Below are 25,907 nucleotides of genomic sequence, written 5' to 3'. Positions count from 1 at the left end.
AAATTGTTGAACTCAGGCAGCGAGCGAGGTGCCGCCGCAGATGCCCTTCCATGCGGCGACGAACGCCGCGATTGCGTCTTCCGTCGTGTCGGGCCCGAGGCTGACACGGACGGCGCCTTGCGCGATTTCGGAGCGAAGCCCCATGGCCGCGAGCACGTGGCTCTCGCCGACTTTGCCCGACGAGCAGGCGGCCCCGGCGCTGACAGCCAGCCCCATGAGATCGAGCTTGATCACCAGCGTCTCGGCCGAGGCGCCCGGAAGCGCGATGGACGACGTATTGGGCAGGCGAGGCGCCTCCGCCGCGATCACGATCGCCTCCGGCGTCACAGCGAGCACCTCGCGCTCCAGCCGGTCGCGCAACGCGCCGAGGCGTTTTGCGCCCTCGAGATCCCGGAATGCGGCCCGCGCCGCGGCACCGAACCCCGCGATGGCGGCCACGTTCTCCGTGCCCGCCCGCCGGCGCAGTTCCTGCCCGCCGCCTGCGAAGAGCGGATCGAGCGCTGCCCCGGCGCCGATCACGAGTGCGCCGATGCCTTTTGGCCCGCCGATTTTGTGCCCCGAAAGGCTCATCGTTGCAGCGCCGAGGGTGCGGAAATCAAGAGCGATCCGCCCCGGCGCCTGTACCGCGTCCGTATGGAGCCGCGCGCCGTTCTCCGTCGCCCACAGTCCCGCCGCCACCACGTCCTGCAGCACGCCGGTCTCGTTGTTGGCGAGCTGGAGCGCGATGAGGGTCCCATCACCGCCGCGAACGCCGTCGAGATGCACTCTGCCGTCGCCCGAGACCGGAAGCTCGATCACCTCCGCTCCGCGTGCCGTTGCGATCGCCGCTGCTGGCGCGCGCACCGAATCGTGCTCCGTGCCGGCGAGCGCGATGCGCGTCCAGGGCGCCGAAAGCGCCCATGTGTTGGCTTCCGTGGCGCCGCTCGTGAACACTACTTCGCCGGGGTGGGCGCCGACGAGCGCCGCAACCGATTCGCGCGCCTCGTCGATCAGCGCCCTGGCGCGCCGGCCCTCGGCGTGAACCGAGGAAGCGTTGCCGAACACATCGAGCGCTGCCACCATGGCGTCGCGCGCTTCGGGGCGCAGCGGCTGCGTGGCGTTGTAATCGAGATATGTGCGCCGGCCGCTCACTGCGTTGGCCTCGCAATCCTTGCCGCCGTCACCGTCCCAGCCGCAGCGGCTCCATGTGCAACCCTTGCGACCCCGACCGAGGCGGGAAGCCCTTCGATTACGTCCTTAAGGCTGACGCCCGAGAGGAAGCTCTCGATCTGCTCGCCGAGCGCCGTCCAGAGGTCATGGGTGAGGCAGCGGCTTTCACCGAGGCAGCCGGCCGAATCTTCCCCGAGGCAGCGCGTCATCCGCGTGCCTTCTTCGACCGCCGACATAACTTCGGCGACGAAGATCTCGCCGGCTGCCCGGCCGAGCTTGTAGCCGCCATGGCGTCCGCGGACGCTCTCCACCAGCCCTGCACGCCTCAGCTTGAGGAAGAGCTGCTCCAGGTAGTCGAGAGAGATCTGCTGGCGCTGAGCAATGGTCGACAGCGATACCGACCCGTCATGCCCGTACTTGGCAAGATCGGCCATGGCCATCACCGCATAGCGACCGCGCGTATTGAGCTCCATGATCCCTACCGCTTGGCGTCCCTAACGCTCTGTCCGTGCCGGCACTCGAGCGAGGACTGCATACCGCTTGCATCCAACCACCCCCCATGTGCTAAGAGACGCTCACGGCGGGTGCCGTCCGAAAAGCCCGAACACCCTGAAAAGGGCGCTCTTTCGAACTGTTCTAAACTCGCACCCCGAATATGAAAATTCCGAGCGGGGAAATCAAGCATTCTCTTGGCACGATCTCGTGATTTTTCGCCGCGCCTCTTTCACGGGCCCGGGTGCCGTAGACTTGAGGCCCGCAAAATCCATGAAATCCGAGCAAAATAGGACTTAGATGCCCGAGCTGATCATCAATGGGCCTGCGGGCCGTATCGAAGCGCGCTACCACCACGAGCCGGCAGCCGACAGCCCGATCGCGCTTATCCTGCATCCCCACCCCCAGTTCGGGGGCACGATGAACAACCAGGTTGTCTACAGCCTCTATTACACGTTCGTACGGCGGGGCTTCTCGGTGCTGCGCTTTAACTTCCGCGGTGTCGGGCGCAGCCAGGGCTTCTGGGACGGCGGCCCGGGCGAGCTTGCGGATGCCGCCTCCGCGCTCGACTGGCTGCAGATGGTAAAGCCGGACGCGAAGTACTGCTGGATTGCGGGCGTGTCGTTCGGCACCTGGATCGCAATGCAGCTCCTGATGCGCCGGCCTGAGATCGACGGCTTCATCTGCGTGGCTCCGCCGTCGAACCTCTACGACTTTTCGTTCCTGGCGCCGTGTCCCTCATCGGGGCTGATGGTGAACGGCGACAAGGATCGCGTCGTGCCGTCCGCGTCCGTTGCCGAGCTCACGGGCAAGCTCAAGACGCAGCGCGGCATCAAGATCGATCACGAGATCGTCCCCGGCGCCAACCACTTCTTCGAGGACAAGACCGAGGAGCTTGAAACCGTCGTCGGCTCCTATCTCGACATGCGCCTCGAGAAAGCGATCAAGGACCGCGAGGACCAGAAAGAGCGCGAGAAGGAACGTGAGGCCGCCCGCGAGAAGGAGCGCGATCGCGATCGTGAGGAGACGAAGGGAGCCGCCGCCGCTGAGGAGCCGGATGACGGAGACGAGGAATAGAGCCTGATCGTTCTCGGTGGATGCGGACACGCATTCACCGGGAACGTGAATCAGGGCGCATGCGTCCAAGCGCTATGCTGTCCTTATTTGTAAGCGACTTGTAAGGCCGCTCTCCGTCCCGGTCTGATTAGATCCCCGTGAACGACGACCGATACGGGGGATCTCCATGCAGCATTGGTTTACTTCTCAAGTGCGACGGCATGCGGCGACCGTCGCGCATCTTCTGCGCACGGCGTCTCTGTGGGCGATGTTGCTTCCTGCCGTCGGTGCTCTTCTCATCGCCACGCTCAACCTGCGCCCCGAAATCGCACCCTATCTCACGAAAGAAAGTGCGGAGATCGCCTCGCCGATCATCCTCGGTCTGGGCTCGCTCCTGGCCGTATGGATCGCGGCGTCCCGTCCGCATCCCTATTACAAATGGCAGGCGCTATTCGTTATCGCGTGCTTCCTGCGTGAGCTGCACTTTCAGGGCACGAACTCGGGCTTCTACATCGCGCTCGTCGTGCTGCTCTGGTGGCTCTCGCACGCGCGCGAGCGCCTGTCGGCTTTCCTCAATGACAGGCGCATCGTGACGCTTCTCGTCGCGGTGCTCTGGACCTACTTCATCAGCAAGACGTTCGACCGCCATCTTTGGGATAACGCGATGGGCGGCAGCCTCACCCGCGATCTTTTCGAGGAGAACCTCGAGATCCTGGGGCATCTGCTGCTCGTCGGGCTCGTTGTGGCCTCCACGTCCGTGACCAGCCGCACGGCTCCGAGGCCGGCATAGGGCTCTGAGCCCATCATGCCGGCCTCTCGAGCAGATGCTGGTGATCAGCGCGCGAGCTTCTCCCGGATCGCGGCCTGCGCCGCGGCGAGGCGTGCGACGGGCACGCGGAACGGCGAGCAGGAAACGTAATCGAAGCCCTGCGCATGGAAGAAGGCGACCGAGGCCGGATCGCCACCATGCTCGCCGCAGATGCCGACCTTGAGGTTCGGCTTCACGCCGCGGCCCCGTTCGGTGCCGATGCGAACAAGCTCGCCTACGCCCTCCTGATCGAGGGAAACGAACGGATCGGTCTCGTAGATGCCTTCCGTCGTGTAGGTGGAGAGGATCGGCGCAGCGTCGTCGCGGGAAAGGCCGAGCGTCGTCTGCGTCAGGTCGTTGGTACCGAAGGACAGGAAGTCGGCGCCGCTCTCGCCTTCGGTGAGTTCGCCGGCCTTGAGACAGGCGCGTGGCAGCTCGACCATGGTGCCGAGCTTATAGGTAAGCCGTTCTCCGGTTTCCTTCTCCACCGTCTCGGCGACGGAGCGGATGACGCGGGCCAGGATATCGAACTCGCGCCGGTAGGCGACGAGGGGAAGCATCACCTCCGGCTCGATCCGGGCACCGATGCGTTTTCCAGCTTCGATCGCCGCCTCGAAGATGGCGCGCGCCTGCATCTCGGGGATCTCGGGATAGCGGATAGCGAGACGCGAGCCGCGCAGGCCGAGCATCGGGTTGAACTCCGCGAGTTCGGTAATGCGTGCCCTAAGCTTGTCGGGCGTGAGCTTGAGCGCCGCCGCGACGACTTCGATTTCCGCATCGTTGCGCGGCAGGAACTCGTGCAACGGCGGATCCAGCAGACGGATCGTCACTGGACGCTCGCCCATGATCTCGAACAGCTCGATGAAGTCCGCACGCTGGACCGGCAGGATCTTGGCCAGCGCCGCCTTGCGTCCCTCTTCCTCCGTGGCGCAGATCATCTCGCGCATGGCGAGAATGCGCTCGGCATCGAAGAACATGTGCTCGGTGCGGCAGAGACCGATGCCCTGTGCGCCGAACGTGAGCGCCTGCTTTGCGTCCTTGGGGGTATCGGCGTTGGCGCGAACCGCAAGGCGGCGGGCGTCGTCCGCCCAAGCGATGAGACGGGCGAAGTTTCCGGAGAGCTGCGGCTGGCGCATCGGCACGGCGCCGGCGTAGACGCAGCCGGACGCGCCGTCGATGGTGATGACGTCGCCGGCCTTGAGGGTGTGCTCCCCGATCGTGACTGTCCCGGAGTTCTCGTCGATGCGCAGGGCGCCGGCGCCGGAAACGCACGGCACGCCCATGCCGCGCGCAACCACGGCCGCGTGGCTCGTCATGCCGCCACGCGACGTGAGGATGCCGGCCGAGGCGTGCATGCCGTGAATGTCCTCGGGGCTCGTTTCGGCGCGCACGAGGATGACGCTCTCGCCCTGTTGCTTCTGGCGCTCGGCTTCGTCCGAGGTGAGCACGATCCGGCCCGCGGCGGCTCCGGGCGAGGCCGGGAGCCCCGTCGTCAGCAGCTCTTTCTCGGCATCGGTGTCGATCGTGGGGTGCAGGAGCTGGGTAAAGCCCGCGGGATCCACGCGCAGCACCGCCTCCTCGTGGGTGATGATGCCCTCGTCCGCCAGATCGACGGCGATCTTCACCGCCGCTTCCGTCGTGCGCTTGCCGGAGCGCGTCTGCAGCATCCAGACGCGTCCGTTCTGGATGGTGAACTCGATGTCCTGCATGTCGCGGTAGCGGTGCTCCAGCGTGTCGAAGATGCGTATCAGCTCCTCGAACGCCTTGGGCATCTCTTCCTCGAGCGAGGGATTGGGGTCCCCGGCCTCACGCCGTGCCTGGAGGGTCAGCGGCTGGGGCGTGCGGATCCCGGCCACCACGTCCTCGCCCTGGGCGTTGATGAGGTACTCGCCGTAAATTTCCCTGGTGCCGGTCGAGGGATTGCGCGTGAAGGCGACGCCCGTCGCCGACGTGTTGCCCATGTTGCCGAACACCATGGCCTGCACGTTGACCGCCGTGCCCCACGAATCAGGGATGCCGTGAAGGCGCCGATAGGTGACGGCGCGCGTGTTCTGCCAGGAGCCGAAGACGGAGCCGATAGCGCCCCAGAGCTGCTCGTTCGTATCCTGCGGGAAGGGCTTCCCGGTCGCGTCCTCGATCGCCTTCTTGTAGAGCGCGATGACGGTCTGCCATTCGCTGGCGCCGAGCTCGGTATCGAACGACAAGCCGTTCAGATTTTTGAAGTTCTCGAGAATATCCTCGAACACGCCATGACTCACGCCGAGCACGACGTCGCCATACATCTGAATGAAGCGGCGATAGCTGTCGTAGGCAAACCGGTCGTCGCCGGAGTTGCGGGCGAGCCCCTGGACCGTGCGGTCATTGAGACCGAGGTTCAAAATCGTGTCCATCATGCCGGGCATCGAAGCGCGCGCGCCTGAGCGCACGGCCACGAGCAGCGGGTTCTCCTCGCTGCCGAAGACGGCACCCGTCTCCTCGCCGATCAGCGCCATCGCGCGTTCCACCTGCGCGGCGAGGCCATCGGGAAGGCGTCGGCCGTTTTCGTAGTAGCTCCCGCAAACCTCGGTTGTGATGGTGAAGCCTGGCGGGACGGGCAGCTCGAGGCTCGCCATCTCGGCGAGATTGGCTCCCTTGCCGCCAAGCAGGTTCTTCATTCCAGCGTTGCCCTCGGCCTTGCCGGCGGCGAATGTGTAAACCCACTTTTGCGCCGCTTCACGGGCTGGCTCAACCGCTGCCATTGCGTCTCTCTCTCATCGAAACCTTTGCGAGGATGGACCGCCCGGCCGGGCGGCGGGCGGGAATGTGGCACAGCAGGGCCCGTGCGCCAACACTCCCTTTGACTGAACGTGACTGTTCCCCCACTCTCGGCGTCAGATATCGGACGGGGTTGCCATGGCGGATCAGGTTTCTAAGGTTCTCAAACGGCTCGATCGTAATTTCGATGCCGGCCTCGAGAGATTGTTCTCCCTGCTCCGGATCGAGAGCATTTCTACGGACCCCGCATATGCGGCGGAATGTCGTAAGGCCGCGGATTGGTGCGCCCTGCAACTCACCGAGGTCGGCATTCCAGCTTCGGTGCGCGAGACGAGCGGCCATCCGATCGTCGTCGGCCATGACCGGAAAAAGGTCGCCGAGGGAGCCCCTCACGTCCTGTTTTACGGCCACTACGACGTCCAGCCGCCGGATCCGCTCGAACTCTGGAAAATGCCGCCGTTCGAGCCGCGCATCGCACATGACAAGGCAAACGGCAAGGTCATCGTGGCGCGCGGAGCCGAGGACAACAAGGGTCAGCTCATGACCTTCCTCGAGGCCGCGCGCGCCTGGACCGAGGTCGCGGGCGCGCTTCCAATCGCCGTATCGGCGATGATCGAAGGGGAGGAGGAGTGCGGCTCGCCATCGCTTCCGGGCTTCCTGAAGAAGAGCGGTAAGGAGATCACGGCCGACCTCGTGCTCGTTTGCGACACGGGCCAATGGGATAAAGATACGCCCGCCATCACCACAACGCTGCGCGGTCTTGCCGGCATCGAGGTGATCGTCCGCGGCCCGTCGCGCGATTTGCATTCCGGCATCTATGGCGGCCCGGCGATGAACCCCATCCGGGCGCTCGTCGGCATTCTCGGAAAGATGCACGATGCGAAGGGACGCATCGCCATTCCCGGCTTTTACGATGGCGTCGCAAAGCCGTCGAAGGCCCAGCTCCAGCAGTGGCAGGCACTGGGGCTCGAAGCCAAACAGCTCCTGGGCCCCGTCGGGCTCTCAACGCCAGCGGGCGAGGCATCGGTCTCCGTCATCGAGCAGCTCTGGTCGCGCCCCACGCTCGAGTTCAACGGCATCACTGGCGGCTACCAGGGCGCCGGCTCGAAGACGGTCATTCCAGCCGAGGCTTCCGTGAAGATCACGTGCCGCCTCGTTCCGGGGCAGGAGCCCGAGCACGTGCTCGACGCCGTGCGCCGGTTCGTCACGAGCCATCTGCCGGCTGATTGCGAAGTGGAATTCCGCGGCGGGCACGGCAGCGCCGCCATCGGCTTCGATACTTCGGCGCCGGCCGTCCAGGCGGCGGCCGCAGCCCTCGCCGAAGAGTGGGGCGTGCCCCCGGTCCTGATGGGGTGTGGAGCCTCGATCCCCATCGTCACCTCGTTCAAGCAGGCGCTCGGCATGGACAGCCTGCTGATCGGCTTTGGCGTCGACGATGACCGCATCCACTCGCCGAATGAGAAGTACAACTTGAAAAGCTTCAAGAAGGGCGCGCGAAGCTGGGTGCGCATTCTCGATGCGCTGGCGCGGAGCGCGGCCTGAGCGATGCGTGCGCCTTCGCGAATGACCCTGCCAGGCCTCGTGGCACTTCTCGCCGTGGCGGCCGTTCTGATGTACCTCGAGCGGGAAGAGGGAAGCCCGCCGCCGCCGGAATCGTCCGGGACCGAGACGGTCGCCCCGCGCTCCCAAGCCGAGGCCGGCAGCTTCGACTATTACGCGCTCGTTCTTTCCTGGAGCCCGACGCATTGCGAGAGCCCGGAAGGGCGAGGCGATCACGCCCAGTGCGCGCCCCGCGACGGGCGGCGCTATGCGTTCATCCTGCATGGGCTCTGGCCGCAATATCAGCGCGGCTACCCGGAGGACTGCCCGGCCAGAACGCGCTTCGTGCCGCAGAGCGTGATCGACGGCATGCTCGATATCATGCCGAGCAAAGGCCTGATCATCCACGAGTACAGGAAGCACGGCACCTGCTCTGGCCTATCTCCGGATGGCTACTACGAAACCGCGCGGCGGCTCTTTGAAAGCATCGCTATTCCCGAACGCTTCCGCAATCCGACGACAGCGCAGTTCCTCGATCCCAAGGACGTGGTGAAGGCGTTCGCCGAGGCCAATCCTAAACTCGATTCCGACATGATTGCCGTTGCGTGCCGCGGACCGGGAAGCCGCCTGCGCGAGGTGCGTATCTGTTTCTCGAAAGACGGCGCTCCGCGTTCTTGCGGTGCCAACGAGCATCAGGAGCGACTGTGCCGCGGCACGCGCATGCACGTTCCCCCGGTGCGATGAGCGTGGCGCACCGGCCCCACGCCTGTGGATAACTTTGTCCGCGTCTTCGATCTGCCCCAATGAAACTTGCGGCCGACCGATCGACCCCGCAAGCTTCGACTCGTGCTGCGTTCTGTTTTCGCACTGCGGGCTCGACGCATGCCGGGATTTTCAAAAAAACGGGGTCATGGATCCCTTGTCGTCAATGAGGCGCACGCCGTAGGGGCGCGCGGCCAGATGGCTGCCCGCCACGTCGCCATCGCTCGCCCGGATGCGGCGCTCCGCTCTCGTGGCCGTCCGTCTTTCGGCGCCGCGCGGCGGGCGCTCGACGGCATCGGCGGCCTTGGCTGGAGCGTCCTCGGCTTCGTAGCCGGTGCGGTGTTCTGGCATTTCATCGGGTTCTGGAGCTTCGTGTCCGACGTCGTGCTCGTCGGTGATGCGCCTCCGGCTGCCATGCGGGCGGCGGAGCCCATTGCGATCGCGCTCGCAGATACGCCGTCTGCCCAGGCCTGTACGCGGCTCGCACTCGACCGGCGCACCGGCGAGACTTCGGCCCACGCCTGCGACGCCGATTCTCCGCTGCTGCCAGCCGACGCGTTCGAGGGCCGGCAGGACCGCATGCCGCGCGCAGGACAACGGAGCGCCGCTGCCCCGCACGACTCCGACGAAGCAGCCGGGCCTTAGAGTGCTTCCGGAAAAGTGGGAACCGGTCATGGCGAAGTCATGCAAGGCAAGTGTCCGATAAGAAGCACGAGACCAGAGAGTGCTTCCGGAAAAGTGGGAACGGTTTCAGACGATAAGCGCGCTTAATCTGCTTTCATTTTCGCGAACGGCAGCGAGATGAGGGCGGCGGACGCCGCGACCACGGCGCCGGCAGCCAGTCCGACCACGGCCGCGCCCAGAGCACCGGCCAACCAGGCCAGAACTTCGCCGGTGGCCGGGAGCGCAGTGCGCACGGCATCCGAAAGGGCGCCGATCCAGTGTTCAGGCATATCAAGGCCGTACGTGCCGAGGCCATGCACGAGAATCCCGCCGCCGACCCAGAGCATCGCAAGCGTGCCGATGAGGCTCAGCACGTGCAGGAATGGCGGCATGCCGCGAACGAGCACGCGTCCGATCGTCTCCAGGATCGCTCCTCCTCGCTGCGCCAGCGCAACGCCGAAGTCGTCCGTCTTTACGATCAGTGCCACCGTCCCGTAAACGCCCGCCGTGACGAGCAGCGCGACGGCGGCGAGAACGAGGCTTTTGGTGATGAGATCCGGCTCGGAGATGTTGGCCAGCGCGATGGCCATGATCTCGGCCGAGAGGATGAAGTCGGTGCGGATCGCACCAGCGACGCGCCTGTTCTCGAGCGCCTTCGCATCGTCTCCCGCGGCTTGGTCCGCGCGGGTTGCCACAGGCGCGCCCGTTACCCAGTGCATCACCTTTTCGAAGCCCTCATAGGCGAGATAGAGCCCGCCCAGCATGAGCAGCGGCGTGATCGCTTGGGGCAGGAAGGCTGTGAGCAGGAGCGCGGCCGGAAGCAGGTACAAGAGCTTGTTCTTGAGCGAGCCCCAGGCGATGCGCCCGATGATCGGCAATTCGCGTTCGGCGGCGAGCCCCGTGACGTAGCGTGGCGTGACCGCGGCATCGTCGACCACGACGCCGACCGTCTTGCTTCCGACCTTGACCGCCTGCGCTGCCGTATCGTCGATCGTCACAGCGGCGAGCTTTGCCAGCGCCGCGACGTCGTCCAAGAGTGCCAAAAGGCCGCTCATCGTCCCATTTCCCTGTCGTGGACCGCGCTCTGCCCGGCATCTCCAGCCGAGCGTAAATTGTTCGATCCTGCCAAACGTCCTGAACGGCAGAAGATTGGCCAGATGCATGCGGCCCGCGCAAGGCAACCGCGATGGGGAAAGGTGCCGCCCCGGTGCGCTAGGTGGCCTCTGCCAGGACGCCGCCGCTCATTGCTTTGGCAACTCCCGTCGTCCCGGGAAACGTGATCGGTAGGCCGAGGCGCGAGCGAACGGCGAGAAACGCCCAGGCCTCGGCCTCTACGCCGTCGCCGTCGATATCGAAGACCTCGGCCGGCCGCACGGCCGCGCCGGTGCGCTCGCTAATCATGTGGAGAAGCGTGCCGTTGCGCCGCCCGCCGCCGGCCGCGATCCAGAGCGCCGGGGCTTCAGGAAGATGGCGCAGCGCCGCCGCTATGGCTTCCGCCGAGAAAGCGGTGAGCGTCGCGGCTCCATCTTCGGGCGAGAGCGTATCGATGGCTCCGGGGTCGAATGCGTTGCGGTCGAGCGACTTTGGCGGCGGCTTCGCGAAGTATGGATGGCGGAGCCACGCCGCCACGATATCCTCGTGCACGGTGCCTGCTTCGGCGAGCGCGCCCCCGCCATCGAACGGCTTGCCGAGCTTCGCCTTCACCCAGTCGTCGATCATCGCCGAGGCAGGCCCCGTATCGAAGGCGATCAGCGTGCCGTCGCGGCCGATGAAGGTCAGGTTGGCGACGCCGCCCAGATTGAGGACGGCGAGGGGGCGGTCGGAAATTTCGGCGGCGAGCGCTCGATGATAGGCCGGTGCCAGCGGCGCGCCTTGTCCCCCCGCGGCAACGTCGGCGGCACGAAGGTCGTAGACGACCGGCAGGCCGAGCCGGCGGGCGAGCAGCGGGCCATCGCCGAGCTGCACCGTGAGCTGCGCGTCCGGCCGATGCAACACAGTCTGGCCGTGAAAGCCCACGATGTCGATGCTCTCCGATGCGATTTCGTGGTCGGTGAGATAATGGCCCGCCGCTTCAGCGTGGAGCTCGGTCAGGTATTGCTCGAGCAGCCTCAGCCGCCCGGGCCGGGCCACGCGGTCAGAGAGGGCCGCCGCCTCGGTCAGCCCCACGTGAAGCTGTTCGCGGAAGGCGTCCGAATAGGGATAGGTGGCGGAAAAACCGCGGCGCAGCACGTGCTCCCCGTCCGTCTCGATCACGGCGACATCGATGCCGTCGAGCGAGGTGCCGCTCATGAGCCCCAACGCGCGCCAGACCTTACCCTCTTGCTTGCCCAACGGCGTCTCCTCATGCATGTTCCAGCCCGACGACCACGCGCCTCTGATCGGAAAAGTGCGTCGCGATGTTCCGATCGGACGCTCGATCACGAATGGACACGGCCCCTTCGAGACGGCCGAGCAGAAGGTCCTCCTAACTCATCATGGCGAATTTCCAATCCGAGTTTCTGAATATTCTGACCGAGCGCGGCTTTGTCCACCAATGCTCGGATGCCGAAGGTCTCGACGCGCTCGCCCGCGATGGCAAGCTCGTGGCTTATGTCGGCTATGACTGCACGGCGCCTTCGCTGCACATCGGCCATCTCCTGTCGATCATGATGCTGCACTGGCTGCAGAGGTCCGGCGCCGGCAAGCCGCTCGCGCTCATGGGAGGCGGCACCACGCGCATCGGCGATCCCTCCGGCAAGGACGAGACGCGCGTCATGCGCAGCGTCGAAGAGATCGAGGCCAACAAGGAGAGCATCAAGACGGTTTTCGGCCGCTTCCTCACCTTCGGCGAAGGCGGAACTGATGCCGTAATGCTGGACAATGCCGACTGGCTGGCCGGGCTCAATTACATCGCCTTCTTGCGCGACGTCGGCCGGCACTTCTCCGTCAACCGCATGCTGACCATGGACTCGGCGAAGCTGCGCCTCGAGCGCGAGCAGGAGCTGAGCTTCATCGAGTTCAACTACATGCTTCTGCAGGCCTACGACTTCGTCGAGCTGGCCCGCCGTCTCGGCTGCAACCTGCAGATGGGCGGCTCCGACCAGTGGGGCAACATCGTGACTGGCATCGATCTTGGCCGCCGCATGGGGCTTCCCCACCAGCTCTATGGGCTCACCTGTCCGCTACTGACGACGGCCTCGGGTGCCAAGATGGGTAAGACCGCGTCCGGCGCCGTATGGCTCAACGAGGCGCAGCTCTCCGCCTACGACTACTGGCAGTACTGGCGCAACACGGAGGATGCCGACGTCGCGCGCTTCCTTAAGCTGTTCACCACGCTGCCGCTGGAGGAGGTGGCGAAGCTGGCCGCACTCGGCGGTGCCGAGATCAACGAGGCGAAGAAGGTGCTCGCCACGGAGGCGACGGCGCTGGTGCACGGCCGCGACAAGGCCGAGGCGGCTGCCGAGACGGCGCGTACGACGTTCGAGCAGGGCGGCCTTGCCGCGGGTCTGCCGACGGTCGAGATCAGCCGGGCGGATCTCGACGCGGGCAGCGGTCTTCTCTCATGCTTCGTCGAGGCCGGTCTGGTCGCATCCACGAGCGAGGCGCGCCGTCAGATCAAGGGCGGCGGCTTGCGGGTGAACGACCAAGTGGTGGCCGACGAGAAGGCGAGACTTTCGGCGGGAGATGTCACGGCTGATGGCGTGATCAAGCTTTCGCTCGGTAAGAAGAAGCACGTATTGCTTAAGCCGGTGTAGGCTACGTCTCGAGTGCTCCCGGACAAGTCGGAGCTGGTTTTCTGGAAGCACTCAAGTTGATTGAGAGATTGAGCCGTCCTCAAAAACGATGAGGCCTCCGCTCACTCTCTCCTCCATCACTTCTTTTTTGCGCCCTTGGCGTTCGGCGTGGTCTCCGATGACCAGCCGTCGATCAGATCTCCCGGCGCCGTCTCGGGCGAGGAACTCGATGCGCGCGCCTTTGGCGATGCCCGTTGCGCGCCCGGCGCTTGCACCTGCGGGTTGGCGCTCGTCATCTCCATGATCGTGCGCAGGATGCCAGGTGTGAACATCGAGAGCGGGTTGACCAGCACCTGCGGCGAGGCCATCGCCCCTTGGATGGCATACGTGATGCCGAATACGCCCTGGCAGTCGAAGCCGGAAACGATGGGGCCGAACAGCGGAATCTCGCAGAATGCGCTGTTGATGCCCTGCAGCGGCACGTAGGTGCCGCCGAGATTGAGGTGCCGCGTGTTGTAATCCACCTTGCCGCGTATCGAGGCGCCGAGCAGCGGCCCGCGAACATAGGAATCCTCCAGCACGAACTGGCCGTGTCCGATTGAGAACGGCGCCTTCATGCGGGTGAACTCGAACACTTGGCGTTCCACCTTCCGCCGGCGGCCGGCGGCCGGCGTATTGGCGGAGCTGTTCGATTCGGCGCTCGAATACACCTCCGACACGATCGGATCGCCCAGCACCCGGAAGTCATCGATCCAGAGTGTGCCGCTCTTCTCCGCTGCTCCCCGTCCCTCGAGGTCGACCTCGAGACGGAGCCGTCCGCCCTGCATATTTGGGTAGAAGCCGACCAGCTTGAACGCCTGTCCGGCATCGGCTGTCTCCGCATAGAGCCGGCGTGGTCCCTTGGCGTCGATCTGCACGGTGAGCGACTGTCCGCCGTCGAGGATGCCCTGGCCTTCCAAGAAGACGATGTCGTCGCCCCGCTCCGAGACTTTGAGCCTGTAGTTCCTGAGCGAGACGTCGTCATGGCCAATCACGGTGTCGATTTCGGCCGTGAGATCCATGCCGGCCGCCGGGTGGCGCGCCTTGATGGCGGTTTCCGTCGTGTTGCCGAGCGCGATCAGGGAGCGGAACACGTCCTTGGCGTCGAACGTCGAGCCCTTGGCATTGATCTTCCAGATGCGCTTCGCGTCCACGCGCCCGTCCACCTGCAAACGTGTCACCACGTTGGCGGAGAAGTTCGGGAACGAGAAGGCGCTGACCTCGCGCTGCTCGTTCACGGTGAGCCATCCGTCGACGGCGATGTTGTCGCCGACGAGACGGAAGTTCTTGAGCTCCACGCGGGCCGGATCGGCAGCGTCCAGATCGAACTCGACCGAGGCGTTGCGCCCTGGCGGCTTCCGCCAGGCCAGCCCCGTGAACATCAGCTCGGCATCGGTGAGGTCCGCGCGCACGTGCACGACCGAGGGCTCCTCGTCTTTCTGCGTCACCGTCACCTCGAGCGGCACTTCGCCCTGGACGAAATGATTGACGTCGAGGCCGAGCTGGGTGCGGTCCGCGTTGTCGAGGGTGGCCGTGATCTTGAGTGGCGGCTGCATCTCGGGCGGCGCGTCTAGGATGCGGTGGACGTGAACCTTCGCGATCACGCCGTTGACGATGATGTCCCCCTTGGCGATGACGCCGAGGTCCGAGCCCTCGATATCGATGGTGCCCCCCGATAGATCGAGGTTGTGCTGGCCGCTGCGGCCCTTGAGCTCTGTAATGCGCGCCTTGCCGGTCATCTTGATGGCGTTCGTCCCGCCAAGCGGCATGGCGATGCTGAGCTCGCCCTCGACCTTGCCGCCGATGCCCTCGAAGGGGAGAGGACCCTGGCCCGCGAGATGAAGCTCGCTGTGGTTCAAGGCGTCGACGAGGGCCGGGAGCGTGGTTTGCGATTTGACTGCCAGCTCCGCCACCGGCGCCGCATGCGTGACGTCGACCACGGTGAAGCGAACGTCCTTGAGCGGCAGCCGGCTGGCGGGACCCGAGATGATGTGCGCATCCGGCATCGTGATCTCGAGCGCACTGTCCTCGAGCCGGATCGTGGCTTCCGATGCCTCGATTGGCAGGCTCTTCGGCAGCGGATGCATCCTGAGGTCGGCGACGTCCATGGCCGCCGAGAGCCGGCTCGTGGGGCCGTCCGCGCCCGGCTCCGTTTCGAGGAAGCGGCCGGAAACGAGCTTGAGGGAAGCCGACTTGAGGTATGCCTGCTCCACTTGCGTGCCGACCCAATCGCGGGCAGCCGGTGCTGCTGCGCGTGGCCACATGGCTTTGAGCGTGGCGAGCGGCATCGGCGAGATCGCGGCCTCGACCCGCGTGCTCGACGTGCCCGGCCCGGATATGACGTCGCCGTTCGCGGTCACCTCGCCACCGCCGGCTCTCAATGACAAGCCGGCGACCTGTACGAGGCCCTCACCGGGAATGATCCGTCCCGAGGCATGGAAGTGTTCAATCGGTATCGGCGCCACGCCGAATTGCGTTGCCGAAAGTACGCCCTCCGTCGCCTCGAGCGCATAGCGCCATTGCGGTTCGCCGGCCTCCTCCGGATCGCTCGTGACCTCGCCCTTGAGTGTCATGCGGCTTCCGCCCCAGTCGAGATCGGCGGAGGAGATGTCGAGCCGCCTCGCGCCGGCATCGTAGAGCATCGCCACGCGGCCGCTTTCGAGGAGGATCGGCGTGTCTGGCACGGAGGGCAGGCGCACGAAACCACGCTCGAGATCGACGGCGAGATGGGCCGTCTTGAGGTCGCCGCCGTTCGAAAGGTCGAGGGCGAGCTCGCCGTGCGTCGGGGTGTCGATCATGGCGAGGAGCCCGAAGCCCGGCGAGAGGCGGGCGAGGGTGCTCGGTACGAGATCGCGCACCGTAGCCGACACCTTGAATGACTTGCCGCGGTCCGATTGATCGGTGCGGAACGTCAGCGACCACGGCTGGCCGTCGGCCGCGATCGTGGCCTGGCCCGAGATCACGCTGCGGCGCTTCATGTGCGCCAGATCGACGGAGGCCTCCGGCACGCTGATATGGTTCGTCTTGCCGTCATAGGTGATGGAGACGGTGGCGTTGCGCACGCCGAATTCCCGGATCAAGGAGGAGCCGGAGCTGTCGCGGCGCGCCCGTGCCGTCGCCTCGGCGAGAATGCGCGCAACGTCGATACGGTGGAACGAGGGCTGATGCGATCGTGACCTGGCCGCGGTGCCTTCGGGCGGCCGCGCACGCACGGGGCGCGGGGGCACGATCGGCGGCTCGGCGGCGGCGTCGCCTCCCTCCGCGGCATTGGATATGCTGAGCGAGAAACCCTGGTCCGCACTGTATGAGACGGCGAGGCTGGGCTCGATCAGGAAGATGCGCTCCGGTCGTGCTTCGAGCCGCCAGAACGCGGCCTTGCTGAGCTCGACGGCGGCCGTCGGCGCCGAGGCCACGAGATCGCCGTCAGCCTCGCTGATGCGCAGATTGACGAGCCTCAGCTCGACTGTGTAGTCGTCCGCCAGCGTGAGCACGGCGTCGTCGATCGCGGTCGAGAACCCCTCGAGTTCCGCGTCGATGCTGGCGGTGATGTGTTCGCTGAACGTCTGGAGCGAGACCGGCCCGTGCATCAGGCGCACGTAGACGATGCCTGCAGCGGCAAGCGAAAGCAGCAGCACCGGCGCCAGCACGAGCGTGGCGATCTGGAGCGCGCGCAGGAAGCGCGCCCGCCTCGGGCTCTGCGGTGGGCGGCCATGAAGCCGCGCGTACCCCACCGCGCCCGCAGCACGCTGCGGCACCGGCTCGTCTCGATTGTTGCCGGAGTGATACGTCGTCATCCCCAAACGGTCTCCGGCCGCGGTAGCAAGGACAGACAGGATCATCGGCCGGGAAGGTTTCCGGCTACGAGACCGCAGAGCGACGGCTTGAAACAGCGCCAAGCTTTTGCGCAGTTCCGGTCCGCCGATCAAGCCTGATCGCCTGTGGCGCTTCGCGCCGGAAGACGCAGCGCGCGCCCGCTGTCCAGCGATGAGCAGGAGACGGCGGCAAGGCGGGGCGCCATAATCGCGCCTTGCACACGTCTCCGAACCCCACCATCCTGGCTGTTGCCGGGTTTGGCGACACTTTGGACAGGGCCTGGATCAGGCTTTCCAAAAGCGACGAAAGAAAGGCGCTTTAACGATGCTGAAGGAGGGCGACAAGGCCCCGCTATTCGATCTCCCCGCCGATGGCGGCCGGCGCCTCGCCCTCAAGGCTTTGCGTGGCCGCTCGGTGGTCCTCTACTTCTACCCGAAAGACGATACCGCGGGCTGCACGCTGGAAGCTCGCGAGTTCAGTGCGCTGACCCAGGCGTTCGCGGACAAGGGTGCCGTGGTCATCGGCATCTCGCCCGACAGCGCCGAGAGCCACGACAAGTTCAAGAGCAAGCATGAGCTCGATGCTGATTTGCAACTTGTGTCCGACGGGGACAAGGCCGCCGCTGAGGCGTACGGAGTTTGGGTCGAGAAGTCGATGTACGGACGCAAGTACATGGGCGTCGAGCGCAGCACGTTCCTCATCTCGCCCGCGGGGACGATCACGCGCATTTGGCGCAAAGTGCGTCCCAAGGGACACGCGGAGGAGGTGCTCGCTGCCGTCGGCGCGTCCGTCTGAGCGAGGCGCCGGCGCGAGACGGCGTGCGCTGCATGCGATCATGCACAGGATTTTAGCGCTCGGACGCGCTCCGCCTGCGGGTGTCGTGATGACCCTCTCCGGGAAACGTGTTAGACGGAGCGCAGGTCGAGGCTCCGCCGGAGCGTCTCCAGGCTGCGTTAGCGTTGTCGGGCTGCGCGGCGAGGGGTACTCGGCCGGCAAGGCAAAGCCATCGGCCCAAGAGTCCATCGGCCAATGTCCACGCCCGGCCGGATCGCGTTCATCGGCGGGCCGGTCTCCATGGGTTTGGGCAGACCATCTGAAAGCCGAATGGCGACACGAATTCGCGAAGAAGTTCAGCGTAACCGCGGAGGTTGAACGGATGCTGCCCCAGTTCCGGAAGCCGGAGAACGATAGTATCGCGAGGTCTCAGCCTCCTATGACGAACCCTCCCATGGCAAACATGGCCACACCGTTACCGTCGACGCTGGGTGCGGGGTCCGCGAAATCTGCGTTCCGCCCCGCCGGCGCCGCCACCGCCTCCGTCATCAGCGCGGATCTGGTGATCCAGGGCAACCTGATCTCCAAGGGCGAGGTGCAGATCGAGGGCGAGGTCCAGGGTGACGTCCGCGCCACGCATGTCGTCATCGGCGAGCGGGCGCGCGTCACCGGAGGCGTCGTTGCCGAGGAATGCGTCATCCGCGGGCACTTGCTCGGCACCGTACGGGGACGCCGGGTGCTTCTGCAAAGCTCGGCACACGTCGAGGGCGATATCTACCATCAGACGGTGGCCATCGAGCAGGGTGCCTTCTTCGAAGGCAAATCGCGCCGCTCCGACGACCCCCTTGCCGGCGTCGCTCATATGACCGGCGGCGCCAGCACTGCGACTGAGACCGAGGATACCGCCCCGCGCCTATCGCCTGCCGACACGTCGGCGACGACTCCGCCGCCACTGGTCTGAGACGGCTGCGCCTGAAGGCGGAGAGGCAGCCTACCCCTCGGAGCCGAGGTCGAATTCCGGATCATCTGCCGCGTCCTCGCCCGTGCCGATGACGCGCTCGATCTCGAAGCAAAGATCGGTATGCACTTTCTGCACCGAGCGGATCAGCTTGCTGCGTCGCTCCCATGTCAGGCGGTGCGCGCGCTCCTCAGTGGCTTCGAGCTCGAGCATGCGCTGCGCCTGCAGCGCGATCTGATCGAGCAACTGTTTGCAGCGATCAGAGGTGATGAAGGCGTAAAGCTCCGCCGTCTTCTCGTCCCGTCCCTCGTTGCCCACGCGAAGCTCATGCGTCTCGATCACGTGCCGGCGCAGGATCTGCGCCAGGACGACCACCCGCTGTGGCTGGGCGATGATGACGCCGTCCTGCACGTGGATCTGCTGCACGCCTTGCGGCAGCTTGTTGCAGGAGAGGATGGCGTGCTCCGCCCGCTCAGCGAGCTGGTCGGCGCGGAGCTTGGTCACGAAGTCATTCTTCCAGGCGTTGCGGCTTTTTGAATCGTAGATGATCTTTCCGCAAACCTGCCCGTTGCGGATGATCTCGTGAATGACGTCCGCGCCCTGAAGACCCTTGGCGACGCGCCGGATGCGGTCGCCCTCGAAGGCGCCGCGCAGCAGCTCGAAAAGATCGGCCTCCGGTCCCTCGCCAATTTCCTGCGCCGTCTTGTTCTCGATCTGCTTCTGGAGGAGTGCCAGTCTCTCCTGAAGCTTCTGGCGCTCTTCGAACGCCTTGGCCTGCTCGGCGAGCACGGCGACGGTCTTCTCCTGTTCGAGAAGCTCGCGCTGCTGGTTGAAAGCGCTCTCGGCAGCAATTCGCGCCGCTTCCGCAGCCAGTCGCGTCTCCTCGGCGGCCTTGAGGCGCTCAGCGAACTCGGTCTGGAGTGCGAGCTGGGCCTCCTCGCGCACCCGGGCTGCAAGCTCCGCCTTCTCCCGCGCAAAATCCTCCTTCAGCCGCGCCGTCATCTCTGCATATTGCTGCCGCTCCTTCGCCGCGATCCGGTCGCGGATGGCGGAGAATTTCTCATGCGGGATGGCTTGGTCGCACCAGGGGCACCGCTCGTCTTCGGCATGCGCCGGCGCGTGCCGATGCTCCGCGTCATGATGGAAGACAGGAACAGGGTGCCGCTGGAGGAGAGACATGGCAGGATCTCCGGGTAGCTCGTCGGGGGACGCAGTAGGTTAGACGATTCGCCCGGAAAGAGTTCCTTTTTTGTTCCGATGAGGTTTCCTCATGGGATAACCTGTGGATAACCCCTGTGGTATTTCGATCAACACACTGATTAAAAAGAATGTTCTTCTTAGCAAGAAGAATGAGAACATTGCGTATTTGCTGTGAGGGCTGCCTCCCGCCGTGAGCCCGGACATCGACATTGTGGTGATCGGCGCCGGCGTGGTCGGGCTCGCCATCGCGCGTTCGCTGTCGGCCGCCGGACGGGAGGTCATGGTGCTCGAGCGGCACGGCGACGTAGGGCAGGAGACGAGCAGCCGTTCGAGCGAGGTGATCCACGCCGGTCTCTACTATCCGCGAGGTAGCCTGAAGGCGAGGCTCTGCGTCGCCGGCCGCGAGCGCCTTTACGCCTTTGCACGCGAGAACGGTATCCCACACGCGCGCACCGGAAAGATCGTTGTCGCCATATCGGAGGAGGAACTGCCCCATCTCGCCGCGCTTGCAGCCACGGCGCGCGCCAACGGCGTACCCGACGTGGCGCTCCTCGATGCCGCGGGGGTCCGCGCGCTCGAGCCCGAGATCGCATGTGCTGGCGCGCTCCTTTCTCCGTCGACCGGCATCGTCGACAGCCATGCCCTCATGGTGGCGCTAGAAGGCCATGTCAGGTCCGGGCGAGGCAGCATCGTTTTCAACACAGACGTCGAAGGCATTCGCGTCCTGGAGAACGGCGCATTCGCGCTCGATATGGCAAGCGCTGGCGAGCGGGCGTCCTTGACGGCAGGCCGTCTCGTGATCGCGGCCGGCCTCGACGCGAGCCGGCTCGGCGCAATGGCCGCGGCCAACTCCCCGTACGTCCCGCCGAGAACCCGGTTTGCCCGCGGCCATTATTACGCGCTCGCCGGAGCAGAGCCCTTTCATCATCTCGTCTATCCGCTGCCGCGGAATGACGGCACGCTGGGCATTCACCTGACGCTCGACCTAGCCGGCCGGGCGCGCTTCGGGCCGGACATTGAATGGCTGGATGCGCCGACTACGGCATTCGATGATTTAGGTGGCGCCCGCCGCCGCCGCTTCGAGCGCGAGATCCGCCGCTACTGGCCCGGTCTGGCGGACGGCTGCTTGACGCCGGCCTACGTCGGCGTGCGCCCGAAGATCCATGGGCCCGGCGAGCCCCCAGCTGATTTCGCCATCCATGCCGAACGCGAGCATGGCATTCCGGGCGTTGTCGCGCTCTACGGCATCGAGAGTCCTGGGCTTACGGCCTCGCTCGCCATTGGCGATTATGTGGCGGCGCTGCTGGCGTGATGGGCACGATCTTATCCATAGAAAAGGGCGGCCGTTGCACAGCCGCCCCCATGTACTTTGCTTGTGCTGCCGATCAGGGCGCGGGCGAGGGCTCCGGCGCTGCGGGAGCTGGAGCGGGCTCCGTCGTTTCCGGAGCGGGAATGGTGATGGTGGGGATTTCGTGCCCCTGCTCCTTGGCGACATAGGTCAGCGCGCCGAAGACGACGGCGAACACGATCGCCGTGACGAGCGCGTTTACGACGCGGTTCGAGAACGACAGGATGTTGCCGATCAGGTCGATGACGAACACCACAGCGGCCGCAACGAGCACCGGCTCGAGCCACGAATATTCAGCCGGGAGGAAGGGCGCCGGGCTTGCCGGAGCTTCGGACCGGACGAGGAAGCTCAGGACCCCGAAGATGACGGCAAAGACGATGGCCGTCACGAGTGCGTTTACGAAACGGTTCGAGAAAGAAAGAACGTTGCCGATCAGGCCTACGATAAAGACGATGCCGGCGGCAATGAGCACAGGCTCGAGCCATCCATATTCAGTCGGTAAAAACATGATGTTCCCCCAGTTTCGCACCATCGGATTTTGTTTTCGATGGCGGCAATTCCTTATAGCAGGAGGGGACGTTTTGTCATGGTGCTATCTCGTTCCGCGCGCGGAGCGACGCTCCGCAGCACCATCCGAGCCACACGGAAATAGCCGGCCATACGCACAAAGTGCGCGTCGTCACAAATCTGAATGACCGATAAGAAGCGCGATAAAACAAATGCCTAACCCCATTCCTTCATGCCGCGCAAATCGGAATGGCGCCGCGCGCGGCAAATGAAATGCAAAAGCGCAGCACCGAGCACAACCCGATCAGAGCTGGCGCGATCGATGGGCCGAAATGGAATGGGCAGAGCGTCTTTCAGGGCACTTATAATCCGCTATCGCGTGCGAGAAACAGGAGCGTGCGCCCCTCGACTGCCGCCGCGCCGCGCTCGACGAAGCCATTCGCGAGATAGAAGCCCACGTTGCGCATGCCCTCGGCCGTGATGGCATGAACTCCGGGCACCCCCTCCGTTCGGGCAAGATCGGAGAACGCATCGATGAGCCGCGCGCCGATGCCCTTGGATCGCCAGTCTGCGTCGAGGTTGATATGGAGCTGCGCCGGATAGCGGGCCGTCAGCACGCCGAAGTGTGCAAGGAACGTGAGATCGGCGAACAGCGGATCGCGCGCGGGATCCCTGAGACTTCCAACGACATAGCCGATCACGCGTCCTTCGCCATCCAACGCGACGAAGGCGCATTGTGGGAAATGCGTGAGATAACGCCCGAGCCATCGCTCGCGAAACGCCGCCTTCTCCTCGGTGCTTGCAAATGACTGCCGGGCGCTGGACGAGAAGAAGACCTGATCCAGCTCCGCGAGCCGGCGTCCGTGCTCAGGCAGTGCCGCAAGCCGATCCCAGCGGCAAATTTCGACGTGTGTCATTGCAAACACCAGAGCCCGGCGATCCGGAGCGGAGCTATTCCGCGGCCGTTCTTAGAGCCTCGGGCGTGGCGGTCGCGAGCGCCGCCGCCGCGGCAGACCAATACCGTGCCTCCGCCTCCGCGGCGAGCTTCTCCTTGCGGAAGGTGTCGATCCATTCCCTGATCAGAAGCGGGTTGGTCTCGGCGAGCGCGGCGAGATCCTCGGGAGACTTCGCGAGCACAGTGCTTGCCAGACGCCTGAGCTGAGTGGCTTCGATCAGATCCGCCCTTGGGGGGCAGCTCAGGTTGCGAGCGCGTCGTCCGCTCGTCGTGCGGGGTGCGTGCGAGGGCTTGGAAAGCTGACGATGACGCATGGCGAACGCCTCCCTTGAGCCTGATCGTTTGAGATGGCTGCTCTTGCCAAAGGTAAGCGATAAAGAGTCTTACCGGAGGCGAGCGAATAAAGAGCGCCCGCGTCGAAAATATGAATCAGTCACTCAAACGAAGCTTAGAGCGCCCAGCGGGAGTGAATGCGCTCTAAAGCACGGGTGACAGTAGCGCTGCACATGCCCGGAAATGAGGCGCAGCCGCCGTCTTTCCACAGCTCGTTAGTGCTGCACTGCAGGATTAGCTTGACAGCTCGGTGTGTCATGCTGCTCCGCGCGACGCGCCGGCGATTGCCAACGCGCGAGTAAAGCAAAGCAATTGTGCGCCCGCCACGCGGCGGCGATCTGGGCGCACTGCACAATCCTTACTCGGAGTTATTTGCTCGCAGCTTTGGCGGGACGCGGCGGGCGGCGAAGGAAGGCCGGAATGTTGCCGGCGAAAGCACTGATCGCCGCCTTCTTCGGCTCCCCTTCGACGGCACGGACCACGCGCGGGCGTGCCGCCTGCTGTGACTGCTGTGGAGGCCGCGTTGCATCGCGGCCCGCCTCCGGCTTGGCTGCCGCGGTGGCGGCCACAACGGCGGGGCGCCGTGCCTTGGCTGGCGCTGGGTGCTGAGCGCCATTGCGGTGAGCTTCGGCCTTTGCCGGTGGCCGTTCGTGGCGGTCGGGGTTGGCCGTACGCGACGCAGGGCGCTTGGCTCCGTTTCCGTTCGCGGCACGCACGGCGTGGCCATTCGAGCGCTCGGCGCCGGCCCGACCGTTGCGACCGCGGCCCCGGCGACGCTTGCCTGCTTCCTCGAAGTCCTCCTCTGCCGGCGGCTCGCCGATCCAGGTCGGCGCTTCACCGAGCAGCTTTTCGATGTCCTTGAACGATTTCAGCTCGTCCGGCGTGACGATCGACTGCGCCGTGCCTTCGCGTCCTGCGCGGCCCGTCCGCCCGATCCGGTGCACGTAGTCGTCCGACTGCCATGGCAGGTCGAAGTTGAACACGTGCGACACGTCCGGAATATCGAGCCCGCGCGCTGCCACGTCGCTCGCTGCAAGAAGGGTGAGAGTGCCGCCGCGGAAGCGGTCCAGCGTCTCCATGCGGCTCTTCTGATCCATGTCGCCATGCAGCGCGCCGGCATTAAAGCCGTGCTTCATGAGAGATTTGAGCAGAATGGCGACGTCGCGCTTGCGGTTGCAGAAGATGATCGCGTTCTTGACGTTCGCCGAGCGGATCATCTCGCGCAATACTTCACGCTTGACCCAGTCCTCTCCGTCCGGAACGTAACGGAAGCTTTGCGTGATGGTCTTGGCGGTGGTTGCCGGCCGAGCCACCTCGATGCGTTCCGGATTGTGCAGGAACTTGTCGACCAGCCGGGTGATCTCGGGCGGCATCGTGGCGGAGAAGAACAGCGTCTGGCGGCGCGGAGGAAGGAGGCTGCAGATTTTCTCGATATCGGGAATGAACCCCATGTCGAGCATGCGGTCTGCCTCGTCAATGACGAGGATCTCGACGCCCATCAGCATCACGCGCCCGCGCTGGAAGTGATCGAGCAGCCGGCCGGGGGTTGCAATCAGGACATCGACGCCGCGGTCGAGCTTGCGCACCTGATCGTCCATGGATACGCCGCCGATCAGCAGCGCGACGTCGAGCTTGTGGTTGATACCGTATTTTTCGAAGCTCTGCGCCACCTGAGCGGCGAGCTCGCGGGTCGGTGCGAGGATCAGCGACCGCGGCATACGCGCCCGGGCGCGTCCGGTCTCGAGGCGAGTGATCATCGGCAGCACGAAGGAAGCGGTCTTTCCGGTCCCCGTCTGTGCAATGCCGAGCACGTCGCGCCCTGTTACGGCGACCGGAATGGCTGCAGCCTGAATGGGGGTCGGATTCGCATAGCCGGCCGCGAGGATTGCGGCCTGAACTTTCTGGCTGAGCCCTAGCTCAGCGAACGTCTTTGTTTCCAAAAAACCAAGTCTCCATCTACGATCTCAGAGTCCCGAGCGCGGACGGCCCGAAAAACAACCCAACAGGGTCTCCGGGGCGCAGCTTCAGAACGACGAGAGCGCAGGGGAATGGCAAGTGCCGCAAGCGGGCAAATACAGAATTCGGTGCTCGAAAAAGGAACAAAGATAAATCGCTGAGATCGAAGCCCCTGCGCTCGAGCCAGCCATGGGATCGCACAGGTTCCTATGAAACTCAAGAAAAAACAGGGAATTTTTGCCGTCTCTATAGTCGCAGTTGCAAATGAGCATGCCCGTCAAGGATAGAGCGGCCGCCTTCTTTTGAAGGAGCCGCTCTTTTTCTTTGTAATTTCAAAGGATTTTGTGGTGAAACGGTGATGAGGATTGGCCCATGCCTACCCGCTTCCGATCAGACACGCCCTAATCATCGAGCCAGCGATAGAGGATCGCCCCGATGAGGGCTCCCGCGATCGGTGCGACCCAGAACACCCATATCTGGCTCAAAGCCTCGCCGCCCGCGAAGACAGCCGGTCCAAGGCTGCGCGCCGGATTGACGGAGGTGTTCGACACCGGGATCGACATCAGATGGATGGCTGTCAGCGCCAGACCGATCGAGAGCGGCGCGAAGCCGGCCGGTGCGCTGGCCCGTGTCGAGCCGAGCACGACGATGACGAAGAACGCAGTCAGGACAACCTCGATGATCACCACGCTCATGAGGCTGGCGTTGATCATGGAAAGGCTGCCGTAGCCGTTGGCGGCATAGCTTGCCGGAGCATGTCCGATGGTTGCAAACACGCCCGTGACGGCGATGGCTCCGAGGCATTGCGCGACGATGTACGGGATCGCATCACGGAACGGAAAGCGCCCGCCGGCGACGAGCCCGACCGTGACCGCCGGATTGTAGTGTCCGCCCGAAATATGGCCGATGGCGCGCAGCGTCGCGAACACGGTAATGCCGATTGAAAGCGCGACGCCCACGATGCCGCCGGCCCCCGCCGGCGCCCCGAATGAATAAAAGGCGGCGCCGAGCACGCCGCCCGTGAGCATGAACGTGCCGATAAACTCGGCCACAAGAGCTTTAATATTCATCTTCGATTGTCTCCCTGA

The 25,907-nt window shown here is 65.0% G+C and carries 21 protein-coding genes; 9 read left to right on the top strand and 12 right to left on the bottom strand.

The annotated features are described in order from the left end of the window. Positions 1-12: 12 nt before the first annotated feature. Entirely contained in the window at positions 13-1,131 is a 1,119-nt protein-coding gene (locus tag V7P99_RS07830; RefSeq protein WP_333794242.1) for a cysteine desulfurase family protein, read from the bottom strand. After that, positions 1,128-1,622, bottom strand: a complete 495-nt coding sequence (locus tag V7P99_RS07825) for an Rrf2 family transcriptional regulator (RefSeq protein WP_333794241.1) — start codon at positions 1,620-1,622, stop codon at positions 1,128-1,130. The genes V7P99_RS07830 and V7P99_RS07825 overlap by 4 nt, the downstream gene beginning before the upstream one ends. A gap of 319 nt (positions 1,623-1,941) precedes the next feature. On the opposite strand from V7P99_RS07825, the gene V7P99_RS07820 reads away from it, so the two are divergent. Together V7P99_RS07820 and V7P99_RS07815 are read left to right on the top strand one after the other, a co-directional pair. Further along, positions 1,942-2,718, top strand: coding sequence for an alpha/beta hydrolase (locus tag V7P99_RS07820; protein ID WP_333794240.1), 777 nt, complete (start codon positions 1,942-1,944; stop codon positions 2,716-2,718). Positions 2,719-2,884: 166 nt separating this feature from the next. Beyond that, positions 2,885-3,487: a hypothetical protein gene (locus V7P99_RS07815; protein WP_333794239.1), complete on the top strand. Its 603-nt coding sequence runs from the start codon at positions 2,885-2,887 to the stop codon at positions 3,485-3,487. 44 nt (positions 3,488-3,531) lie between these two features. Here V7P99_RS07815 and ppdK read toward each other — a convergent pair whose 3' ends face one another. Further along, complete coding sequence (ppdK, locus tag V7P99_RS07810) at positions 3,532-6,243, bottom strand: pyruvate, phosphate dikinase (protein ID WP_333794238.1); 2,712 nt, start codon at positions 6,241-6,243, stop codon at positions 3,532-3,534. A 154-nt stretch (positions 6,244-6,397) separates the two neighbouring features. Here ppdK and V7P99_RS07805 point away from each other — a divergent pair, with 154 nt between their 5' ends. From V7P99_RS07805 to V7P99_RS07795, 3 genes are all read left to right on the top strand, one after another. Continuing rightward, on the top strand, positions 6,398-7,801 hold the full coding sequence (locus tag V7P99_RS07805; RefSeq protein WP_333794237.1) for a M20/M25/M40 family metallo-hydrolase: 1,404 nt from the start codon (positions 6,398-6,400) through the stop codon (positions 7,799-7,801). A 21-nt stretch (positions 7,802-7,822) separates the two neighbouring features. Further along, positions 7,823-8,542: a ribonuclease T2 gene (locus V7P99_RS07800; protein ID WP_333794236.1), complete on the top strand. Its 720-nt coding sequence runs from the start codon at positions 7,823-7,825 to the stop codon at positions 8,540-8,542. A gap of 216 nt (positions 8,543-8,758) precedes the next feature. Then, positions 8,759-9,205: a hypothetical protein gene (locus tag V7P99_RS07795; protein ID WP_333794235.1), complete on the top strand. Its 447-nt coding sequence runs from the start codon at positions 8,759-8,761 to the stop codon at positions 9,203-9,205. A gap of 122 nt (positions 9,206-9,327) precedes the next feature. On the opposite strand, the gene V7P99_RS07790 is transcribed toward V7P99_RS07795, so the two are convergent. Then, positions 9,328-10,278 carry a DUF808 family protein gene (locus V7P99_RS07790; RefSeq protein ID WP_333794234.1) on the bottom strand — a complete coding sequence of 317 codons (951 nt, stop codon included), beginning with the start codon at positions 10,276-10,278 and terminating at the stop codon, positions 9,328-9,330. A 157-nt stretch (positions 10,279-10,435) separates the two neighbouring features. Beyond that, complete coding sequence (locus V7P99_RS07785; RefSeq protein WP_333794233.1) at positions 10,436-11,554, bottom strand: anhydro-N-acetylmuramic acid kinase; 1,119 nt, start codon at positions 11,552-11,554, stop codon at positions 10,436-10,438. Positions 11,555-11,697: 143 nt separating this feature from the next. On the opposite strand from V7P99_RS07785, the gene tyrS reads away from it, so the two are divergent. Continuing rightward, positions 11,698-12,957, top strand: a complete 1,260-nt coding sequence (gene tyrS, locus V7P99_RS07780) for a tyrosine--tRNA ligase (RefSeq protein WP_333794232.1) — start codon at positions 11,698-11,700, stop codon at positions 12,955-12,957. A gap of 116 nt (positions 12,958-13,073) precedes the next feature. Here tyrS and V7P99_RS07775 read toward each other — a convergent pair whose 3' ends face one another. Next, positions 13,074-16,769: a YhdP family protein gene (locus V7P99_RS07775; protein WP_333794231.1), complete on the bottom strand. Its 3,696-nt coding sequence runs from the start codon at positions 16,767-16,769 to the stop codon at positions 13,074-13,076. 343 nt (positions 16,770-17,112) lie between these two features. On the opposite strand from V7P99_RS07775, the gene V7P99_RS07770 reads away from it, so the two are divergent. Together V7P99_RS07770 and V7P99_RS07765 are read left to right on the top strand one after the other, a co-directional pair. Beyond that, entirely contained in the window at positions 17,113-17,583 is a 471-nt protein-coding gene (locus tag V7P99_RS07770; RefSeq protein ID WP_333794230.1) for a peroxiredoxin, read from the top strand. Positions 17,584-18,016: 433 nt separating this feature from the next. Continuing rightward, positions 18,017-18,523, top strand: coding sequence for a bactofilin family protein (locus V7P99_RS07765; RefSeq protein WP_333794229.1), 507 nt, complete (start codon positions 18,017-18,019; stop codon positions 18,521-18,523). Between the two features lie 30 nt (positions 18,524-18,553). On the opposite strand, the gene V7P99_RS07760 is transcribed toward V7P99_RS07765, so the two are convergent. Further along, positions 18,554-19,699 (bottom strand): DUF2130 domain-containing protein, encoded by a 1,146-nt coding sequence (locus V7P99_RS07760; RefSeq protein WP_333794228.1) that lies wholly within the window; start codon positions 19,697-19,699, stop codon positions 18,554-18,556. A gap of 211 nt (positions 19,700-19,910) precedes the next feature. Between V7P99_RS07760 and V7P99_RS07755 the strand changes: the two genes are divergently transcribed. After that, entirely contained in the window at positions 19,911-21,032 is a 1,122-nt protein-coding gene (locus V7P99_RS07755) for an NAD(P)/FAD-dependent oxidoreductase (protein WP_333794227.1), read from the top strand. A 73-nt stretch (positions 21,033-21,105) separates the two neighbouring features. On the opposite strand, the gene V7P99_RS07750 is transcribed toward V7P99_RS07755, so the two are convergent. From V7P99_RS07750 to V7P99_RS07730, 5 genes are all read right to left on the bottom strand, one after another. Next, on the bottom strand, positions 21,106-21,576 hold the full coding sequence (locus tag V7P99_RS07750; RefSeq protein WP_333794226.1) for a hypothetical protein: 471 nt from the start codon (positions 21,574-21,576) through the stop codon (positions 21,106-21,108). Between the two features lie 361 nt (positions 21,577-21,937). After that, the gene (locus V7P99_RS07745; protein WP_333794225.1) at positions 21,938-22,492 is read right to left on the bottom strand and encodes a GNAT family N-acetyltransferase; all 555 of its coding nucleotides are present in this window, start codon (positions 22,490-22,492) and stop codon (positions 21,938-21,940) included. A gap of 34 nt (positions 22,493-22,526) precedes the next feature. After that, the gene (locus V7P99_RS07740) at positions 22,527-22,844 is read right to left on the bottom strand and encodes a hypothetical protein (protein WP_333794224.1); all 318 of its coding nucleotides are present in this window, start codon (positions 22,842-22,844) and stop codon (positions 22,527-22,529) included. Between the two features lie 387 nt (positions 22,845-23,231). Then, entirely contained in the window at positions 23,232-24,803 is a 1,572-nt protein-coding gene (locus V7P99_RS07735; RefSeq protein WP_333794223.1) for a DEAD/DEAH box helicase, read from the bottom strand. A 417-nt stretch (positions 24,804-25,220) separates the two neighbouring features. Beyond that, positions 25,221-25,889 carry an aquaporin gene (locus V7P99_RS07730; protein WP_333794222.1) on the bottom strand — a complete coding sequence of 223 codons (669 nt, stop codon included), beginning with the start codon at positions 25,887-25,889 and terminating at the stop codon, positions 25,221-25,223. Positions 25,890-25,907: the final 18 nt, after the last annotated feature.

This window comes from Hyphomicrobium sp. (genome assembly GCF_036780825.1).
GTDB lineage: Bacteria > Pseudomonadota > Alphaproteobacteria > Rhizobiales > Hyphomicrobiaceae > Hyphomicrobium_C.
This window is presented reverse-complemented; position numbering and strand designations above follow the sequence as displayed.

What these genes read in the sequence shown, in the direction of transcription:
- tyrS (WP_333794232.1), top strand. Translation starts at nt 11,698, where the DNA reads ATGGCGAATTTCCAATCCGAGTTTCTGAATATTCTGACCGAGCGCGGC.
- V7P99_RS07740 (WP_333794224.1), bottom strand. Translation starts at nt 22,844, where the DNA reads ATGCGTCATCGTCAGCTTTCCAAGCCCTCGCACGCACCCCGCACGACG.
- V7P99_RS07800 (WP_333794236.1), top strand. Translation starts at nt 7,823, where the DNA reads ATGACCCTGCCAGGCCTCGTGGCACTTCTCGCCGTGGCGGCCGTTCTG.
- V7P99_RS07765 (WP_333794229.1), top strand. Translation starts at nt 18,017, where the DNA reads ATGGCAAACATGGCCACACCGTTACCGTCGACGCTGGGTGCGGGGTCC.
- V7P99_RS07730 (WP_333794222.1), bottom strand. Translation starts at nt 25,889, where the DNA reads ATGAATATTAAAGCTCTTGTGGCCGAGTTTATCGGCACGTTCATGCTC.
- V7P99_RS07805 (WP_333794237.1), top strand. Translation starts at nt 6,398, where the DNA reads ATGGCGGATCAGGTTTCTAAGGTTCTCAAACGGCTCGATCGTAATTTC.
- V7P99_RS07775 (WP_333794231.1), bottom strand. Translation starts at nt 16,769, where the DNA reads ATGACGACGTATCACTCCGGCAACAATCGAGACGAGCCGGTGCCGCAG.
- V7P99_RS07790 (WP_333794234.1), bottom strand. Translation starts at nt 10,278, where the DNA reads ATGAGCGGCCTTTTGGCACTCTTGGACGACGTCGCGGCGCTGGCAAAG.
- V7P99_RS07760 (WP_333794228.1), bottom strand. Translation starts at nt 19,699, where the DNA reads ATGTCTCTCCTCCAGCGGCACCCTGTTCCTGTCTTCCATCATGACGCG.
- V7P99_RS07745 (WP_333794225.1), bottom strand. Translation starts at nt 22,492, where the DNA reads ATGACACACGTCGAAATTTGCCGCTGGGATCGGCTTGCGGCACTGCCT.
- V7P99_RS07770 (WP_333794230.1), top strand. Translation starts at nt 17,113, where the DNA reads ATGCTGAAGGAGGGCGACAAGGCCCCGCTATTCGATCTCCCCGCCGAT.
- V7P99_RS07815 (WP_333794239.1), top strand. Translation starts at nt 2,885, where the DNA reads ATGCAGCATTGGTTTACTTCTCAAGTGCGACGGCATGCGGCGACCGTC.
- ppdK (WP_333794238.1), bottom strand. Translation starts at nt 6,243, where the DNA reads ATGGCAGCGGTTGAGCCAGCCCGTGAAGCGGCGCAAAAGTGGGTTTAC.
- V7P99_RS07820 (WP_333794240.1), top strand. Translation starts at nt 1,942, where the DNA reads ATGCCCGAGCTGATCATCAATGGGCCTGCGGGCCGTATCGAAGCGCGC.
- V7P99_RS07825 (WP_333794241.1), bottom strand. Translation starts at nt 1,622, where the DNA reads ATGGAGCTCAATACGCGCGGTCGCTATGCGGTGATGGCCATGGCCGAT.
- V7P99_RS07795 (WP_333794235.1), top strand. Translation starts at nt 8,759, where the DNA reads ATGGCTGCCCGCCACGTCGCCATCGCTCGCCCGGATGCGGCGCTCCGC.
- V7P99_RS07750 (WP_333794226.1), bottom strand. Translation starts at nt 21,576, where the DNA reads ATGTTTTTACCGACTGAATATGGATGGCTCGAGCCTGTGCTCATTGCC.